At 67.5% G+C, this 17,049-nt stretch carries 10 protein-coding genes; 5 read left to right on the top strand and 5 right to left on the bottom strand.

Annotated elements, in window-relative coordinates; genetic code table 11:
* Positions 1-66 precede the first annotated feature (66 nt).
* Complete coding sequence (locus tag FXO19_RS04895) at positions 67-1,689, top strand: FMN-binding glutamate synthase family protein (protein ID WP_149193968.1); 1,623 nt, start codon at positions 67-69, stop codon at positions 1,687-1,689.
* 187 nt (positions 1,690-1,876) lie between these two features.
* Here the strand turns inward: FXO19_RS04895 and arsC are convergent, their stop codons facing one another.
* The 5 genes from arsC to FXO19_RS04870 form a co-directional block, all read right to left on the bottom strand.
* The gene (gene arsC, locus FXO19_RS04890) at positions 1,877-2,230 is read right to left on the bottom strand and encodes an arsenate reductase (glutaredoxin) (RefSeq protein ID WP_149193967.1); all 354 of its coding nucleotides are present in this window, start codon (positions 2,228-2,230) and stop codon (positions 1,877-1,879) included.
* Complete coding sequence (locus FXO19_RS04885) at positions 2,227-3,498, bottom strand: dicarboxylate/amino acid:cation symporter (RefSeq protein ID WP_149194193.1); 1,272 nt, start codon at positions 3,496-3,498, stop codon at positions 2,227-2,229. Before FXO19_RS04885 ends, arsC begins: the two co-directional genes overlap by 4 nt.
* Before the next feature lie 305 nt (positions 3,499-3,803).
* Positions 3,804-4,655: a MurR/RpiR family transcriptional regulator gene (locus tag FXO19_RS04880; protein WP_149193966.1), complete on the bottom strand. Its 852-nt coding sequence runs from the start codon at positions 4,653-4,655 to the stop codon at positions 3,804-3,806.
* 15 nt (positions 4,656-4,670) lie between these two features.
* Positions 4,671-5,768 (bottom strand): dipeptide epimerase, encoded by a 1,098-nt coding sequence (locus FXO19_RS04875; protein WP_149193965.1) that lies wholly within the window; start codon positions 5,766-5,768, stop codon positions 4,671-4,673.
* A 28-nt stretch (positions 5,769-5,796) separates the two neighbouring features.
* A complete protein-coding gene (locus FXO19_RS04870) occupies positions 5,797-7,194 on the bottom strand; it encodes a C40 family peptidase (RefSeq protein WP_149193964.1) in 1,398 nt (465 codons plus the stop codon).
* 308 nt (positions 7,195-7,502) lie between these two features.
* Here FXO19_RS04870 and FXO19_RS04865 point away from each other — a divergent pair, with 308 nt between their 5' ends.
* The 4 genes from FXO19_RS04865 to FXO19_RS04850 all read left to right on the top strand — a co-directional run bounded on the left by FXO19_RS04865 (position 7,503) and on the right by FXO19_RS04850 (position 17,044).
* Positions 7,503-8,864, top strand: coding sequence for a transglutaminase-like domain-containing protein (locus tag FXO19_RS04865; protein WP_149193963.1), 1,362 nt, complete (start codon positions 7,503-7,505; stop codon positions 8,862-8,864).
* A 47-nt stretch (positions 8,865-8,911) separates the two neighbouring features.
* Positions 8,912-11,956: a TonB-dependent receptor gene (locus FXO19_RS04860; protein WP_149193962.1), complete on the top strand. Its 3,045-nt coding sequence runs from the start codon at positions 8,912-8,914 to the stop codon at positions 11,954-11,956.
* A 511-nt stretch (positions 11,957-12,467) separates the two neighbouring features.
* Complete coding sequence (locus tag FXO19_RS04855) at positions 12,468-15,347, top strand: TonB-dependent receptor domain-containing protein (protein WP_149193961.1); 2,880 nt, start codon at positions 12,468-12,470, stop codon at positions 15,345-15,347.
* 110 nt (positions 15,348-15,457) lie between these two features.
* Positions 15,458-17,044: a serine hydrolase domain-containing protein gene (locus FXO19_RS04850; protein ID WP_255516297.1), complete on the top strand. Its 1,587-nt coding sequence runs from the start codon at positions 15,458-15,460 to the stop codon at positions 17,042-17,044.
* Positions 17,045-17,049: the final 5 nt, after the last annotated feature.

The following is a 17,049-nucleotide window of genomic DNA, read 5'->3' as shown; positions in this document are numbered from 1 at the left end:
GGGTGCGAATGTGATCGCGACAATCGCTAGACTCCAACCCATGAGCCATCCAGCACCCGATTCGCCATGAGCCGCTATCTCGCCTACGGCGTCAGCCTCGCGCTGCTCGCCCTGTCGCTGCTGCTGGCGATGCGCTGGCCGGGGTGGGGCTGGGCCGCCGCCGTATTCGCCGTGCTGGCCGCGCTCGGTACCTGGGACCTGTTGCAGCGGCGCAGCACCCTGCGGCGCAACTATCCGCTGCTGGCGCATTTCCGCTACGGGCTCGAGTCGATCGGCCCGGAGATGCGGCAGTACTTCATCGAGGGCGACACCGCCGAGGTGCCGTTTTCGCGCCAGCAGCGCGCGCTGGTGTACCAGCGCGCCAAGTCGGTCAGCGATGTACGCCCGTTCGGCAGCCAGCAGGGCGTGTACGCGGTCGACTACGAATGGCTCAACCACTCCATCGCGCCGGTGGAGATCGCATCGCACGATTTTCGCATCGTCGTCGGCAGCGAGAGCGCGCAGCCGTATTCGGCGAGCGTGTTCAACATCTCGGCGATGAGCTTCGGCTCGCTCTCCCCCAATGCGATCCTTGCGCTCAACGCCGGCGCCAAGGCCGGCGGGTTCCACCACGATACCGGCGAGGGCTCGATTTCGCGCTACCACCGCGAGCATGGCGGCGACCTGGTGTGGGAGATCGGCTCGGCCTATTTCGGCTGCCGCGACGCGGAGGGCCGCTTCAGCGAGGAGCGCTTCGTCGCCAACGCGATCGATCCGCAGGTGAAGATGATCGAGCTCAAGCTCTCGCAGGGCGCCAAGCCCGGCAAGGGCGGGCTGTTGCCGGGTGCCAAGGTCACGGCCGAAATCGCCGCCGCGCGCGGCGTGCCGGTGGGGCTGGATTGCGTATCGCCGTCGCGGCATTCGGCCTTCTCGACGCCGCAGGGCCTGCTGGATTTCCTGCAGCGGCTGCGCGAACTGTCGGGCGGCAAGCCGGTCGGCTTCAAGCTGGCAATCGGGCACCCGTGGGAGTGGTTCGGCATCGCCAAGGCGATGTACGAGAGCGGGTTGCTGCCGGACTTCATCGTGGTCGACGGCGCCGAAGGCGGTACCGGCGCGGCGCCTGCCGAGTTCATCGACCACGTCGGCCTGCCGATGCACGAGGCGCTGATGCTGGTGCACAACACCCTGGTCGGCCTGGGCCTGCGCGAGCGGATCCGGCTCGGCGCCGCCGGTCGCATCATCAGCGCGTTCGACATCGCCCGCACCATGGCGATGGGCGCCGACTGGTGCAATGCCGGGCGCGGCTTCATGTTCGCGGTGGGCTGCATCCAGGCGCAGAGCTGCCACAACGACCGCTGCCCGACCGGCGTGGCGACGCAGGATCCGGCGCGCTGGAAGGCGCTCGACGTGCCCGACAAGGCCCTGCGCGTGCGCCGCTTCCACGACAACACGCTCAAGGCGCTGGCCGATCTGATCGGCGCCGCGGGGCTGGTCCATCCGCAGCAGCTGGGGCCCGAACACATCCTGCGCCGGGTGTCGGCGATCGAGGTGCGCTCGCTGGCGGCGCTGTATCGCTTCCTGGAGCCGGGGGAGCTGATCCACGGCACGCCGGAGCACGCGGTGTTCCGGGCCTTCTGGCATGACGCCCGCAGCGACTCCTTCGAGCCGCCGGAGCGGATCCGCCGCCTCCGCGACAGCAAATCCTTGTAGGAGCGCGCGATGCGCGCGATGCCGGCGCCGCACGCCGACGCGATCGCGGCTTCGGACAGGCTGCGGCTGCTGAAGCCGCACCGACGGGGCCGACGATGTCGGCATCGCGCGCATGGCGCGCTCCTACGGAAAGCCGATTCGCGCCATCGGGTCAGGCGCGAATCGCGCACCCGCAGGCGCTCCGGGCTCAGCCGAGCAGTTCCAGCACGCGTTCCGGCGGACGTCCGATCACGGCGCGGTCGCCGTGGACGAAGATCGGACGCTCGATCAGGCGCGGATGCGCCGCCATCGCGGCGATGATCGCGTCCTCGTCGAGGGCAGGGTCGGCCAGGCCCAGCTCGACGTATTCGGCTTCGCCGGTGCGCAACAGCGCGCGTGGGCGTAGGTCGAGTTGGCGCAGCAGTGCCTGCAGCGCGGCGGCATCCGGCGGCTGCTCGAGATAGGGCACGATACGCGGCTCGACGCCGCGTGCCTGCAGCAGCGCCAGCGCGCTGCGTGACTTGGAGCAGCGCGGATTGTGGTAGAGCACGCTTTCGCTCATGGCGCTTCCGGGTCGGCTCCGGCTGGGCCAGGCTCGTCCGTGGCGCCGGTGCGCTTGGCCACCACGCCGGTGGCGGTCACGTCGGCGCTGGTGTTGGCGACGGTCGCAAACACGTCGGGGATCGTGTCCATCGCCAGCAGCACGCCGAGCGGTTCCACCGGCAGTCCCATCGCCTGCGTGACCGGCATGTTGGTGGTCATGAAACTGACCTGCCCGGGCAGGCCCACCGAGCCCATGCTGATGACGATGCTCAACGCCACCGCCGCCGCCAGCTGCCCGGCGCTCAGGTCGACGCCGTACATCCAGGCGATGAACACCACCACGCTCAGGTACTGCACCGGGCTGGCGATGCGGAACAGCGACACCGCCATCGGCAGCACCAGCGAGGTCACCGACAGCGGATAGCCGAGCCGGGTGCGCGCGCTGTCGATCATCACCGGCAGCGAGGCCAGCGAGGACTGCGTGCTCGCAGCGATCGCCTGCACCGGGATCAGCGCCGCGGCGAAGCGCCGGATCCGCTCGCCGGCGAACAGCACCGCCACCAGGTACATCAGCAGCGTGATCGCGATGTACAGCGCGCACTGCAGGACGATGTAGTACCCCAGCGCACTGAGCATGTGCAGCCCGACCCGGGCACACACCGCCAGCACCAGCGCGAACACGCCCAGCGGCGCCGCCCACAGCACCCAGCGCACGATCACGATCATCGCGTCGCCGATCGCCTGCACCAGCTCCAGCATGCGCGTGCGGCGCTCAGGCTCCAGCCGGGTGAGGGCGAAACCGAAGAACATCGCGAACACCACCAGCGGCAGCATCGCGCTGGCTGCAGCGGCGGCGATGGCGTTGCTGGGGATCACGCCTACCAGCCAGTCGCCGAAGCCGGCCGCCTCGGGCAGCGCCTCGGGCGCCTGGATCGCGGCGCGGAACGCGACCACCACGGATTCGTCGCGCGGCATCAGCGCCAGGAACGCCGGCGAGGCGACGGCGGCGAAGGCGCCGCAGACCGCCAGCAGGATCACGAACACCGCCATCGCCACACGCGCGGTGCGCCCGGACGCCGCGGCGTCGCTGGCGGTATTGATGCCGACCACCACCAGCGCCGCCACCAGCGGTACCACCGTCATCTGCAGTGCGTTGAGCCACAGGCGGCCGACCGGCTGCACCATGTCGGCGACGCGCTGTGCGATGCCGGGATCCCATGCCGCCAGCGTGAGGCCGATGGCGGCGCCGGCGATCAGCGCGATCAGCACCCGCGCCGGCGTGGACAGGTGGAAGGGCTTTTTGGCGGTGGCGTCGGTCATCGGCGGCATCGGTCAGGAGTGAAGAGGGAGCTTGCCATGGTGCATGCGGCCGCGGCCGCCCGTAGGAGCGCGCCATGCGCGCGATGCCGCGGGTGTCGACAGGATCCGGTGGATGCCGAGATTCCAGACCGGCAGGCGCGCCGGTCACCGGAATTTGCGGGCGGCGAAATGCCCGCGGCATCGCGCGCATGGCGCGCTCCTACGCGGACGAACCGGGTTGTATCGGTCATGTCGCTTCCCCCTATGCGCCGAAGGAAATCCGGCGTGGTCGATCAGGTTTCCAGCAACTGGCGCATGCGCGCGGCGTTGCGGTCCAGCAGTTGCAGCCGTTCCCCGACATGTTCGCACAGCAGCACGAAGACCATGTCCAGCAAGTGCTGCAGCGCCGAGTGGTACAGCAACTGCTCGATGTGCGAGCGCTCGTCGTGCGCCGAGACCAGCAGCGCCATGTCGGCCTGGGCGCGCAGCGGGTTGGCGCTGTGGCGGGTGATGCTGATCACCTTGCCGACGCGGTGGCGGAACAGGCGGCTGAGCTCGCACAGCGCCGCGCGCTTGCCGTGCTCGGAGAACACCATCAGCACGTCCTCGTGGTTGGCGTTGGCCAGGCTGGTCGGCATCAGCGCCGGATCGAAGTGGTAGACCGCGAGAATCCCCACCTGCGACAGCCGCAGGGTGAACCCGCGCGCCGCAATGCTGTCCTGGCCGAGCCCGATCACGAACACCGTGCGCGCGCTGCGGATCGTCTCGGCGATCGCGTCCAGGCTATCCGGCGGGTTGAGCAGCCGGGTCTCCTGCTCGGCATTGGCCTTCGCCTGCCACAGCGCCTCGGCGAGGGCGGTATGGCGGTCGCCGCTGCCGTCCGACTCGTGCGCCGGATCGTGGTTGCCGCCGTCGCCGCGCGCGATGTCCTCGCCGATCGCGTACTTGAGGTCCGGATAGCCCTTGTAGCCCAGCTTCTGGCTGAACTTGACCACGCTCGACTGGCTGATCTCGAGCGCGTTGGCCAGCTGTTGCGAGGAGTAGTCGCGCAGCAGGTGGGCGTTGTCGAGGATGAAATCGCCGATGCGCCGCTCGATCGCGGACATCTGGTCACGTTGCGAACGGATCTTGAGCAGTGCCGACATCGGCCCGTCTCCCGGTCACGCGGCCAGCGGTTCGAGTCCGCGGATGGCGCGGATGCCCAGGCCCGGGGCGTCGCCGATCGAGATCTCGGACTCGTTGAAGATCACGCCACCCTCGACCGGATTGAAGTCGCACAGCGAAGGTCCGTCGAGGTCGATCTTGCGGATCGTGTCGGCCTTGGCCACCGCCACGTGCACCGCCGCGGCGACGCTGATGCTGGATTCGATCATGCAGCCGATCATGCACTCTACGCCGTACAGCGCGGCGATGTCGGCGATGCGGATGGCGTTGGAGATCCCCCCGGTCTTCATCAGCTTGATGTTGATGATGTCGGCCGCGTGCATGCGCAGCAGGTCGATCACCTCGGCCGGGCCGAACACGCTCTCGTCGGCCATGATCGGCGTGTGCACGCGCTCGGTGACGTACTTCAGCCCCGCCAGGTCGCGCGCCTTGACCGGCTGCTCGACCAGCTCCAGCTGCACGCCGGCGTCCTCCAGCGTACGGATCGCGTAGACCGCCTGCTTCGCGTTCCAGCCCTGGTTCGCGTCCAGGCGCAGCAGGGCGCGGCCCTCGACCGCGGTGTAGATCGCCTTGATCCGCTCCAGGTCGACACCGATCTCCCGGCCGACCTTGATCTTCAGCGACTCGAAACCGCGATCGACCGCCGCCAGCGAATCGGCCACCATCTTGTCGATGTAGTCCATGCTGATGGTGATGTCGGTGGTGATGACCGGATCGCCGCCGCCGAGCATGCGGTAGAGCGGGGCGTCGTAGAGCTGGCCCCACAGGTCGTACACGGCGATCTCGACCGCGGCCTTGGCGCTGGTGTTGCGCTCGGCGGCGCCGTGGATCAGCTGCAGGATGCGGTTGAGGTCGGCGATCTCCCTGCCGACCAAGCGCGGCGCGATCAGCTTGTCGATCGCCTCGATGATCGAGCCGTGGGTATCGCCGGTGATCACCGCGGTGGCCGCGGCCTCGCCGTAGCCGATGTGGCCGCTGTCGGTATGCACGCTGACGATGATGTCCTCCACCGCGTCGACGGTGCGCAGCGCGGTCTTGAACGGGGTCTTCAGCGGAACCCGGAGCTTGTCCAGGCGGATCTGGGTAATTTTCATTCGGCTCGTGTTCCCCGGGAGGCGTCGGTCAGCGGATGCGGACGATGCTGGTGATGCTGTCGATGGTAGGCCGGTCCTGGCTGGACATCAGCGGTTCCAGCGCGGTCACCACCACGCCGTTGAGCGGCATCCGCACCAGGTTGCCGCCGGCGCCCAGGTAGCTGATGCCGGTGGTGTCGTGGATGACGTAGGTGGTGCCGTTCTCGCGTCCGATCACCATCATCACGTGGCCGGGGATGTAGACCAGGTCGCCGACCTCGAGCTTCGCCACCTCCGCCATGCGGTCGGCGTGGCTGTCGGATTGCTCGAACAGCGTCTTGTCCAGCGCCGGGCTCACGCTCTGGTCGCGCGTGTTGCGCGGCACCTGCACGCCCATGCTGCGGTAGATCTCGGAGACGAAACCGCTGCAATCGCGGGCGTTGTACGAATGCCCCCAGCCGTAGCGCTCGCCGAGGAACTTGAACGCCTGGCCGATGATGTTGGCCGGCGTGAGCGGCAATGGCTGCGGCGACACGTCCGCGGTGCGCGGCAGCAGCGCAGGCACCAGCGCCAGCGTGCCGTCGTCCTGCCGCAGCGGCAGCTCGATCACGTGGCCGAAGTACGGATGCTGGCCGTGCACCGCGCGATCCGCGGGCCAGTCCGCCAGCAGCGGTACGCGCACGCCCATGTCGAGCTGCAGTTCCGAGACCGGCGGCTGTTCCGGGTTGTAGACGGTGCGCGCGGTGGCGCCGGTGACGATCAATGACGGTGACTTGCGCGCGTAGTCGAGCACCGTGTCGCGCTCGCCGATCGCGACCGCATCGCGATCGATCCAGGCCGAGTAGCGGTCACTGACGACGAACAGCCAGCGGCCATCGCCGCTCTCATGCGCGATGACCACGGGCGTGCCTGGAAACAGCGCGCTTTCCTGGAAGCGGTCGATGTCGGTATCGCCCGGGCGGCTGAAGATGCGGGTGGCGTCGGGGAAGGTGCGCAGGTCGGCGCGGTGCACCACCAGGCCGTAGCGCGTCGCCTGCGATGCCGGAACGGCGTCGAGCGCGAGGTTGCGGTCGAGGGCATCGAAGAACGTCGCCGGCAGCACCGCGCCGGTCGCATCGAAGCGCTCGCCCTCGGGTGGCGACGACAGCGCACGGATCCATTCCCGGACCTCGGCACCGTCGAGCTCGGCGGGCAGGGCGGCGATATCGAGCACCGAGTCGTCCCGCGCCACCAGGTCGGCGTTCTGCCGGGCGATCGCGGCCGCATCGAGATAGGGACGGTCGGCGGCCGTGCCCAGGCGCTCGATCCAATGCGCCGGATCGAGATGACGGGCGTCGACGGCGATCACGCCATGGGCGGGGATCTCGGCTTGGCGCGCCAGAACCGGCGCCGTAACGCCCACCAGGGCCAGCGCCAGCAACAAAATGAACAGGTTCGAGGGCTTCATGGCTTCCCCTTGCGCAGCGCCGCGGTGCGGACCGGCGACAGTTATGGAATACATTTTTCTCAAAATCAACTTCCGAAGAATAAATTATTGACTGCCCTCCACGACGATGTTACATAGCCGTGACAGGGGCCACACCAGCGGGGGCGGACGTGCGGCGTGCCACGAACCCAGGCAGGACGATAGAACGGACCGGCGCGGCAACGCGAAGGCTCGTCGGGTTTTGCGCGGCCGGCCTGCTCGCACTGCTCGCTTGGGGGCCGGTCGCGGCCGGCGGATTGCCGCCGCCGGCGCCCGCGGACATCGTCGCGATGATCGATGCCGGCCGTTTCCGCGACGCCGAGGCGCGCATCGCCGGCATGCTGGAGACGGCGGACAACGATGAAGACCTTCGTGCTGCGCTCGAGTTCCAGCGCGAGCGCATGCGCCGCATCCGTCTCGACTTCGCGCTCGACGAAGCCGCCGCCAAGGCCGCCGTGCGCAAGCAGGCGCCGGACGTCAGCGACGCCGAATTCGCCGCCTGGGACAGCGCAGGACTGATCGAACGCATCGAGATCGACGGCGAGAAGCGCTACTTCAACCGCGCCGTCTTCAACCTGTTCCGCCTCGTGCCCGAAGCCGCCGCGCGCCGCGCGCCGCCGGTGCGTCCCTTCAGCCAGGGCCCGTACGAGGCGCTGCACCCGCACCACGAGGAAGTGCTGGCCGCGGCGAAGGACAGCGGCGCGATCAGCGTGGCACCGCAGCGCGTGCGCATCACCCAGTCGCTGACCGTCGATGCTGACGCGGTGCCGGCCGGCGAGACCGTGCGCGCGTGGATCCCGTATCCGCGGGCGATCCCCGGCCAGCAGGAGGACATCCGCCTGGTCGACAGCGAACCCGGCGCCCCACGCATTGCGCCGGAATCGGCGCCGCAACGCACCGTGTCCCTGGAGCAGCCGGCCGTGGCCGGGCAGCCGACGCGCTTCGCGGTCACCTACGAGCTGACCATCCACGCCCGCCATTTCGACATCGATCCGGAGCGGGTGGTGCCCGCCGAGATCGACGAGGCGCTGGCGCCGTACGTGACCGAGCGCGCGCCGCACGTCGTGTTCACCGACGCGATGCGCGCCTACTCGCGCAAGGTGGTCGGCGACGAGACCAACCCCTACCGCATCGCGCAGAAGCTGTTCGCCGCGGTCGACGAGATCCCCTGGGGCGGCGCGCGCGAATACTCGACGCTCAGCAACATCGGCGACCACGCCCTGCACGCCGACCATGCCGACTGCGGCCAGGTCACCCTGCTGTTGATCACGCTGCTGCGCATGAACGGCATTCCGGCGCGCTGGCAGTCGGGCTGGACCTTTTCCGACAACGACGTCGGCTACGACAACATGCACGACTGGGGCTGGCTGTACCTGGCCCCGTATGGCTGGGTGCCGATGGACGTCACCACCGGCCAACTCGAGTCCGAGGACCCGGCGCTGCGCTGGTTCTATCTCGGTGGCCTGGACGCCTACCGCATCGCCTACAACGACGACTGGTCGCAGCCTTTCGTCCCGCCCAAGCGCCATTTCCGCTCGGAAACCGTGGACTCGCAGCGCGGCGAGGCCGAGTGGGACGGCGGCAACCTGTATTTCGACCAATGGGATTACGACTTCGAGTGGCAGATCCTGCCGCCCGCCGAGCACACCTGACCATCGCCAAGCCAACCATCACGCACCTGTTCTGGGGAGAACCGCTAATGAAGGCCAGCCACACCAAGTTCCGCCGCGCCGCACTCTGTCTCGCCCTCGGGGCGTGTTTGTCCGCAACGACGCCGGCGGTGCTGGCGCAGAACGTGACTGGTGCGGTGGCCGGTCGCGCCACCGCCGGAGACCAGATCTCGGTCACCAACGTCGGAACCGGCCTGAGCCGCAGGGTCACGGTCGGCGCGGATGGCAGCTACCGCCTCGGCCAACTTCCCATCGGGAATTACACGTTGCAGACGCTCCGCGACGGCCAGCCTGTCGGAGAGGCTGTGTCGGTCAACGTGGCGCTAGGGGGCACCACCACGGTCAACCTGGGCAGCGAGGGCGGCGTCACCAACCTCGGCGCGGTGCAGGTCATTGGATCGCGGGTCATCAACCGCGTCGACGTGCGTTCCACTGAGTCGGCCACCAACATCACCCGCGAGGAGTGGGCGCGGCTGCCGGTGGCCCAAAGCCTGAGCTCGGTCGCGCTGATCGCGCCGGGGGTCGTCAGCGGCAACTCGTCTTTCGGCGGCATCTCTTTCGGCGGCTCGTCGGTGGCCGAAAACTCGGTCTTCATCAACGGCCTGAACGTTACCGATTTCTACCGCCGGCAGAGTTTTTCCACCGCTCCGTTCGCGTTCTTCCAGGAGTTCCAGGTCAAGACCGGCGGCTATTCCGTCGAGTTCGGTCGTAGCACCGGTGGCGTGATCAACGCAGTGACGCGCTCGGGTGACAACGAGCTCAAGGGTGGCATTGAACTCACGTTCGAGCCGGAGGCATGGAAGGCGACGGCGGACGACCATTCGTTCGAAGGCGTGAATTCGGACGGCCAACCGACTGCGGCCGAGTATCGCGCCAGCCGCGACCGCAGCAGCTTCGCCAAGGCCAACATCTGGGCCTCGGGTCCGATCATTCGCGACCGGCTGTTTCTGTTTGCCATGTACGAGGCTCGAGACAGCAGTTCGCACTTCTACACCAGTTCCGGTAGCGATCGATGGAATAGGGGGAAAGCGGACGATGGCTTCTGGGGCGCGAAGATGGATTGGCGCATCACAGATGATCATCTGCTGGAATTTCTCGCGTTCTCGGATGAAGCCGAAACCACAAGAAATACCTATCTCTACGACTGGGACAGCGACGAAATCGGCGAGCAGAGCGGCATCAGCGCGGAGGAGAGCGGTGGCAAGAGCGGATCGCTGACCTACACCGGGTACTTCGGGCAGAACTTCATCGCCAAGGCGATGTACGGCATCAATCGCAGCCAGTCCTTCACTTCCTCGCCGGCCGACGGCCCTTGCGAGCAGGTGCTCGTCGATTCCACCTATAGAAACATTTACGTAGCGATGGGTGAGCCGGCCCTGGGCTGCCACCCGAACACGTCGACCATCGTGTCGCACGAGGACGAGCGCGAAGTGGGGCGTCTGGATCTCGAGTGGACCCTGGGCGATCACCAGTTGCGATTCGGTATCGACCACGAGGTAATGACGACGGATCGGATCAGCTTCTATCCCGGTCCCACCGGCATGCGCTACACCGCCTTCGGCCTGACGCCAGGCTCCCAACTGGGCAATGGCGCGGTGGTTCCACCTGGGGTGAACGAAGTCCTGATGGCACGCAGGCGCGTGGACGGTGGCGTGTTCGAGACCACCGCTAGCGCCTATTACCTCGAGGACAATTGGAGTGTGACACCCAACTTCCTGCTCAACGTTGGCGTGCGGGTGGACAGCTTCGACAACAAGACTGCTGCCGGCGGCAGCTTTATCAAGATGGACAATCTTGTGTCGCCGCGCCTCGGCTTCTCCTGGGATATGAGGGGCGACGGTGGCGCCAAGCTGTTCGGCAACCTGGGCCGTTACTATCTGCCGGTCACCAACAACATCAACTACACCTTCGCCGGTGGGCTCACCGACGAGCGGACGTTCTACGAGCTTGACGGATGGCGCGAGGTGACAAACCCGGTCGGCGGTGGAACGTACATGGAGCCGATCATCGGCGCGCAGATCGGGCCGGTTGACACCAGCGGCAACGTGGTCGTAAACGACCTTCGGCAGAGCGTCGACAGTGATCTCGATGCGGTCTATCAGGACGAAGCGATCCTGGGCTACCAGGCCGTGCTCACCCAGGCATGGTCGTGGGGCGTCAACGCCACCTATCGCCGCATGAAGAACGCGCTCGACGACGTGCGGATCAATCATACGCCCTGCGGCCCGATCGGCGGCAACATCTGGCCGATCGCCAACCCCGGCAAGCCGCTGACCATCTGGGGCGACGCCAACATCGGCTGCGACACCGAGGGCTGGATCACGATCGACACCTCGCAGGACGGATACATCATGAGCGAGAGTGGCCAGGTGGTCGGCTATTCCGAGCCCAAGCGCACCTACAAGTCGGTCGAACTGCAGCTCGATCGCGCCTGGGACGGCAAGTGGGCGTTCAATGCCTCCTACATCTGGTCGAAGTCCGACGGCAACCACGAAGGGCCGGTCAATTCCGACACCAACTATGGCGACACCGGCATGGTCCAGCACTGGGACCACCCGGCCAACAACCAGGATTACGGTCCGTTGTTCAACGACCGTCGCCACCAGATCAAGCTGCGGGGCAGTTATGCGCTCAACGACCAGTGGTCGTTCGGTGCAATGCTCACGGCCATGTCTGGTGCGCCGATCAACCAGTTTGGCGTGACCTGGCCCAACGACAGCTTCCCGGCGGCCAACTTCGTGAGCGAGGGACTGGGCGGCGGTACGTTCTGGCACTGCGTGCAGAATTGCTCCGGCCCCGTCGCCGACCGGGTCTACGAGTACGCCGGTCGCGGCGCGGGTGGCCGCATGCCGTGGACCTACAACCTGGGCGCCAACGTGACTTGGGCGCTGCCGGTCGAGGGCACCGACATCAAGGCCCGGTTCTCGGTCTTCAACCTGCTCAACGACCAGGAGGTGATCAACGTGCGCCAGCGCTACGAAGCCGCCCCGGGCGTGACGCGCGGACTGCACGGCACCGGCACCCGCTGGCAGTCGCCGCGCTATGCGCAGCTGGTGGTGACCTGGAATTTCTGACCCTACATAACGTGGCGACAGTCCGTTTCGGCGCGCCGCTGTCGTCTGTGGCAGTAGCGCTTCCTGCAGGCGCCGAGGCATGGCCAGTTGGCTGTCGCTCTCGCTTTCCGAAGTACCTCCGTTGGCGGCCCGCGTATGGGGCCGCCTTTCTTTTCGGTGGGACTGGAATCGATGTTTCCCGCGGAAACGGCAGGGGGAATAGATTATTGACCCCCTACAGGGGGCGTGTTACACAGCAATGAAATGGGATGGCGGCCGGGGAGCAGCCACATGCAACCCGCACCGGTGAAAGAACCGGCGCGGGTCCCGGTGAAGAGGGTGAGCGCGTAATCCTGGGTGTTGTCGCGTTTGGCATGGAGGGTCCATCGCGGTCGGGAGATCGCTGGACGGGCTGGCGTTCCAGGGCACGAGGTCGCTTCCGCGGTCGACGTCTCGAATGGCTTTGCCACACGCATGCAGCGGGCGGCATCGCCAGCGTTTCGCAGCGCTCCACTTACCCGGGAAATCCTGCATGCCTATCGCATATCCGCATTCGAAGCCGAGCCGTCTCGCCGCAGCCATCCTGGTCGGGCTGTTGAGTCCGGGGATCGCCCTCGGGCAGGAGAGTCCGTCCGATCCGCCGGAACCCGACGAGCGGAGCGCGCCCCGGACGCTGGACACCGTGAGGGTGACCGGATCGCACATCAAGCGCACTGACGTCGAGAGCCAGCTGCCGATCACGGTGTTCCAGAAGGCGGATATCGAGGCGCAGGGCATTACCTCGGCGGAACAGCTGCTGATGTACATGAACATCGCCGGCAACGGATCCGACAACCTGTCGAGCAACGCCGGCATCGTTCACGAGGAGCAGCGCGGCAACAACGGCGTGTCCGGCGCCAACCTGCGCGGGCAGGGCGCCGACGCGACCCTGGTGCTGCTCAACGGCCGCCGCGTCGCCACGCACGGGCTCAAGGGGCGGGCGGTCGACCTGAACTCCATTCCCTTCGCGGCCATCGACCGGGTCGAGGTGCTGCGCGACGGCGCATCGGCCGTCTACGGCACCGACGCCATCGGCGGCGTGATCAACTTCATCACCCGGCGCGATTACACGGGCGCGGAAGCTTCCGCGTTCGTCGACGTGACGGAAGCCGGTGGCGGCAACATCCATCGTGCCAACCTGCTGGTGGGCGGCGGCGACCTGGACACGGACCGCTGGAACGTCTTCGGCACCGTGAGCTTCAAGAAGAACGAGATCCTGCGCGGCACCGACCGCGATTTCTCCAACAGCTTCCAGCCCGAGCGCGGCCTGTCTCCCGACACCCGCGGTCCGCCGTTCGCGACGGTGTTCAACCACGACGGGTCGATGATGGGCGGAGGCGTGATCGATCCCGAGGACGGATCGCTGCAGGCGGCCGTCAACATCCTGAACCTGCCCGGCGCGGCCGGCTGCGAGAGCGGCGGCGACCTGATGGGGCCGTACGACCACCGCCTGTGGAACGTCCCCTCCTCGCGCTACGCCTGCGCCTGGGACTATCCCGCCGCCGCGGTCATCCAACAGCCCCAGGAGAGCGTCGACTTCATCGGCCGGGCGACCTTCAAGATGTCGGACCGCCACGAGGCCTTCGTCGAGTTCGTCGGCTCCGACGTGGACGTCGAGAAGACCTTCGAGCAGAACCAGATCTCGTCGAGCACGTTGGCGACTGCCGCCTTCAACCCGGACACCTGGTATCCGAGCACCGGCGAATCCTACGACATGGTCTTCGACGCGCTGGCGGACTACTTCGGCGCCGACCAGCTCAGCTACGGCGACCGCATCGCCTATCGCTGGCGCTGCATGGCCTGCGGTCCGCGCCAGATCTCGACCAACACCAAGGCCTACCGGTTGCTGGCGGGGTTCGAGGGCCTGGTCGGGAGTTGGGATTACGCGGTCGGCCTGTCGCGCGCCTCCAGCGAATCGAAGTCGACGCTGGGCCGCGGCTACCACTACACCGATGCCCTGCAGGAGGCTCTCGGCAGCGGCCTGCTCAACCCGTTCCTGTTGCCGGGGCAGGAGCAGTCGGCGGAGGCGATGGCGGCGCTCGAGGCCGGCTCGGCGACGGGCGTGGTGCTGTACGGTGGCGAGTCGGTCGTGACCCAGATCGACGCCGTCTTCTCCGGCGACGTGGGGCTGTCGCTGCCCGGCGGATCGATCTATGCGGCCGCGGGCATCGACCTGCGCCGCGAGGAGTTCAAGTTCAACGGCGACGAACGTAGCAACGGGCGGCCGGTCTTCAACGCGCCGTTCGACGACGCCAACATCCTCGAGGACGTCAGTCGCGACATCAAGGCGGTGTTCGCCGAGGTCTACCTGCCGGTCTTCGACAGCCTGGAGGTCACCCTGGCCGGCCGCTACGACCGCTACGACGGCTTCGGCAGCACCACCAACCCGAAGGTGTCGTTCAAGTACCAGCCGATCGAGGCGCTCGCGTTCCGCGGCGCCTACAGCACCGGCTTCAAGGTGCCGTCGTTCAACCAGCTGTTCAACGGCGTCAGCGAGCTGCCGTACACCGGCTTCGATCTGGCCGATCCGGCCACCTGTCCGGGCGGCGTGCCCAACCCCGAGGTGCCCGGGTGCGAGTCGATCCAGCCGGACGAACTGTTCGGCGGCAAGGCGGACCTGCAGCCGGAGGAGTCCAAGCAGAAGAGCTTCGGCGTGGTGATCGCGCCGGTCGACTGGTTCAACATGACGCTGGACTGGTGGGACATCGAGCGCACCAACACGATCCAGCCGGCGCGGCGCGAGATCCTGGTCGAGCACTACGACCTGTTCCAAGAGAACTGGATCCGCAATGATGCCGGCGAGGTGGTCGCCATCGACCGCCGCTACATCAATTCGGGTGGCAGCCAGATGCGGGGCGTGGAGCTGGATGCCAACTTCATGGGCGAGCTGGCCGGCGGGCGCTGGAGCGTGAACCTCAACGGCAGCTACATCGACTCGTTCCGGACCAAGGGTGTCGAGGCATTGCCCTACACCGACAACCTGGTCGGCGACTACGTGCGCTACTACAACCTGCCGATCAAGTGGAAGCACACGCTGAACTTCAGCTACTTCCGTGGCGACTGGACCCACAGCCTCACCCAGATCTATCGCCATGGCTACGACGACGAGCCTCCCGTCAGCGTCAGGAACGACACCTACATCCCGTCGCAATGGGATCCCAGGGTGTCCAGCTACACCACCTACAACTACAGCGTCGGCTATACCGGCTTCGATCCGCTGAAGGTGATCTTCGGCATCAGGAACCTGCTCGACGAGGATCCGCCGTTCACTGCGCACCAGAACGACTTCGCCGCAGGCGCGGGCTGGGAGCCGCGCATCGCCGACCCGAGGGGGCGTGCCTATACCCTGCAGCTCGAGTACAAGTTCTTCTGACGGGCGACGAATTGGACAGGACGATGCGGCGCCCGGGTGCGCCAGGCCAGGGGCCGCGCGATGCGCCTCGCGGGAAAGTGCAGCGGGGCGCGGCTGTCGGCCGCCTGTGCATGGCGGCGCTGCTTCTGGCGCAGGCGATGCAGGGGGCGATCGCCCGCGAGCCGTCGGGCGGCGAGACGCGCCAAGCGGCGATCGACGCCGAGGTCGATGCCGCCGTCGCGCGCTTCGAACTGCCGGGCCTGGCGGTCGGGATGGTCGAGGGTGGAAAAGTCACCTACGTGCGGACCGTGGGGGAACTGCGCGTGGGCGGCGGCGAGCCGGTCACGCCGGCGACGCTGTTCAAGATCGCCTCCAACAGCAAGGCGATGACCACCGCGCTGCTGGCGCGGCTGGTGGACCAGGGAAAGCTCGCCTGGGACGATCCGGTGATCAAGCACCTGCCGGACTTCCGCATGCATGATCCGTGGGTCACCCGCGAGATCCAGGTGCGCGACCTGCTGATCCACAACAGCGGACTGGGTGCGGGCGCCGGTGACCTGATGCTGTGGCCGGAGCCGAACCTGTTCACCCGCGAGGACGTGATCGCGGGCATGGCGCACCTGAAGCCCATCTACAGCTTCCGTTCGCGCTACGCCTACGACAACACGCTGTACATCGTCGCCGGCGAGGTCGCCGCGGCGGCGGCCGGCGCCGAGTCCTACGAGGCACTGCTGCGCAGCGAGCTATTCGAGCCCCTGGGCCTCGAGCGCTGCCGGGTCGGAGAGTGGCGGCGCGACGAAGTGGGCAATATCGCGCAACCGCACCTCCGCATCGACGGCCGCAACGTGCCGGTGCGTGAGGACGGCGACACCGTGGCGGCGGTGCCGATGGCGGCGGCGGGCGGGATCCGCTGCAGCCTTGACGACATGCTGCGCTGGATCACGATGTGGCTACAGCCGGAGCGGTCCGGACTGATCGACGGAGCGCCGTGGCTGTCGGAAGAGCAGCGCGAGGCATTGTGGACCGCGCACACGCCGATGCCCCTCGGGCGGCGCCTGCGCGAATGGGACGGCGCGCACTTTCATGCCTACGGATACGGCTGGCGGCTCAACGATGCCGACGGCAGGCTCAAGGTCTCACATACCGGCACGCTGTCGGGCATGTATTCGGCGGTCACTCTGTTGCCCGAACTCGGGGTGGGCTTCGTCGTGCTGATGAACGGCGGCGGCTCGGACGCGCGCAGCGCGCTGGTGCAGGCGCTGTCGAAGCGCTTCACCGCGCCGGAGGCGACCGGCCGCACGGTCGACGACTACGCCGACGCCATCGCCGCGGAAGCGGCGGCGGACAGGAAAGACGGCAGCACCTCGGCGCCGGACACATCGTCGCGGCAGGCCGCGGACATCGACAGCATGACGCCATGGCTCGGCGTGTACCGCGATCCCTGGTTCGGCGAAGCGTCGGTGTGCCGGCGCGGGGATGTCGTGCGCTTCGCCGCGGCCAGGTCGCCGATGCTGAGCGGCACGGTGATGCGGGTCGGCGAGCGCCGGCTGGTGGACTGGGACGAGGTGAGCGTGGATGCCGAGGCCTGGCTGGCGTTCGCCGATGCGGACACTGCGGATGCGCCGCCGACACTGACCATGTCCAAGGTCGATCCGCAGGCGGACTTCAGCTACGACTACGAGGATCTCGCCTTCGTCCGCGTCGGTGACTGCCCATGAAGGCG

The sequence above is a fragment of the Luteimonas suaedae genome (assembly GCF_008312895.1).
In the GTDB taxonomy this organism is placed as follows: domain Bacteria; phylum Pseudomonadota; class Gammaproteobacteria; order Xanthomonadales; family Xanthomonadaceae; genus Luteimonas; species Luteimonas suaedae.
Note: the sequence above shows the minus strand (reverse complement) of the source record. Positions and strands in the feature narration are given on the sequence as shown.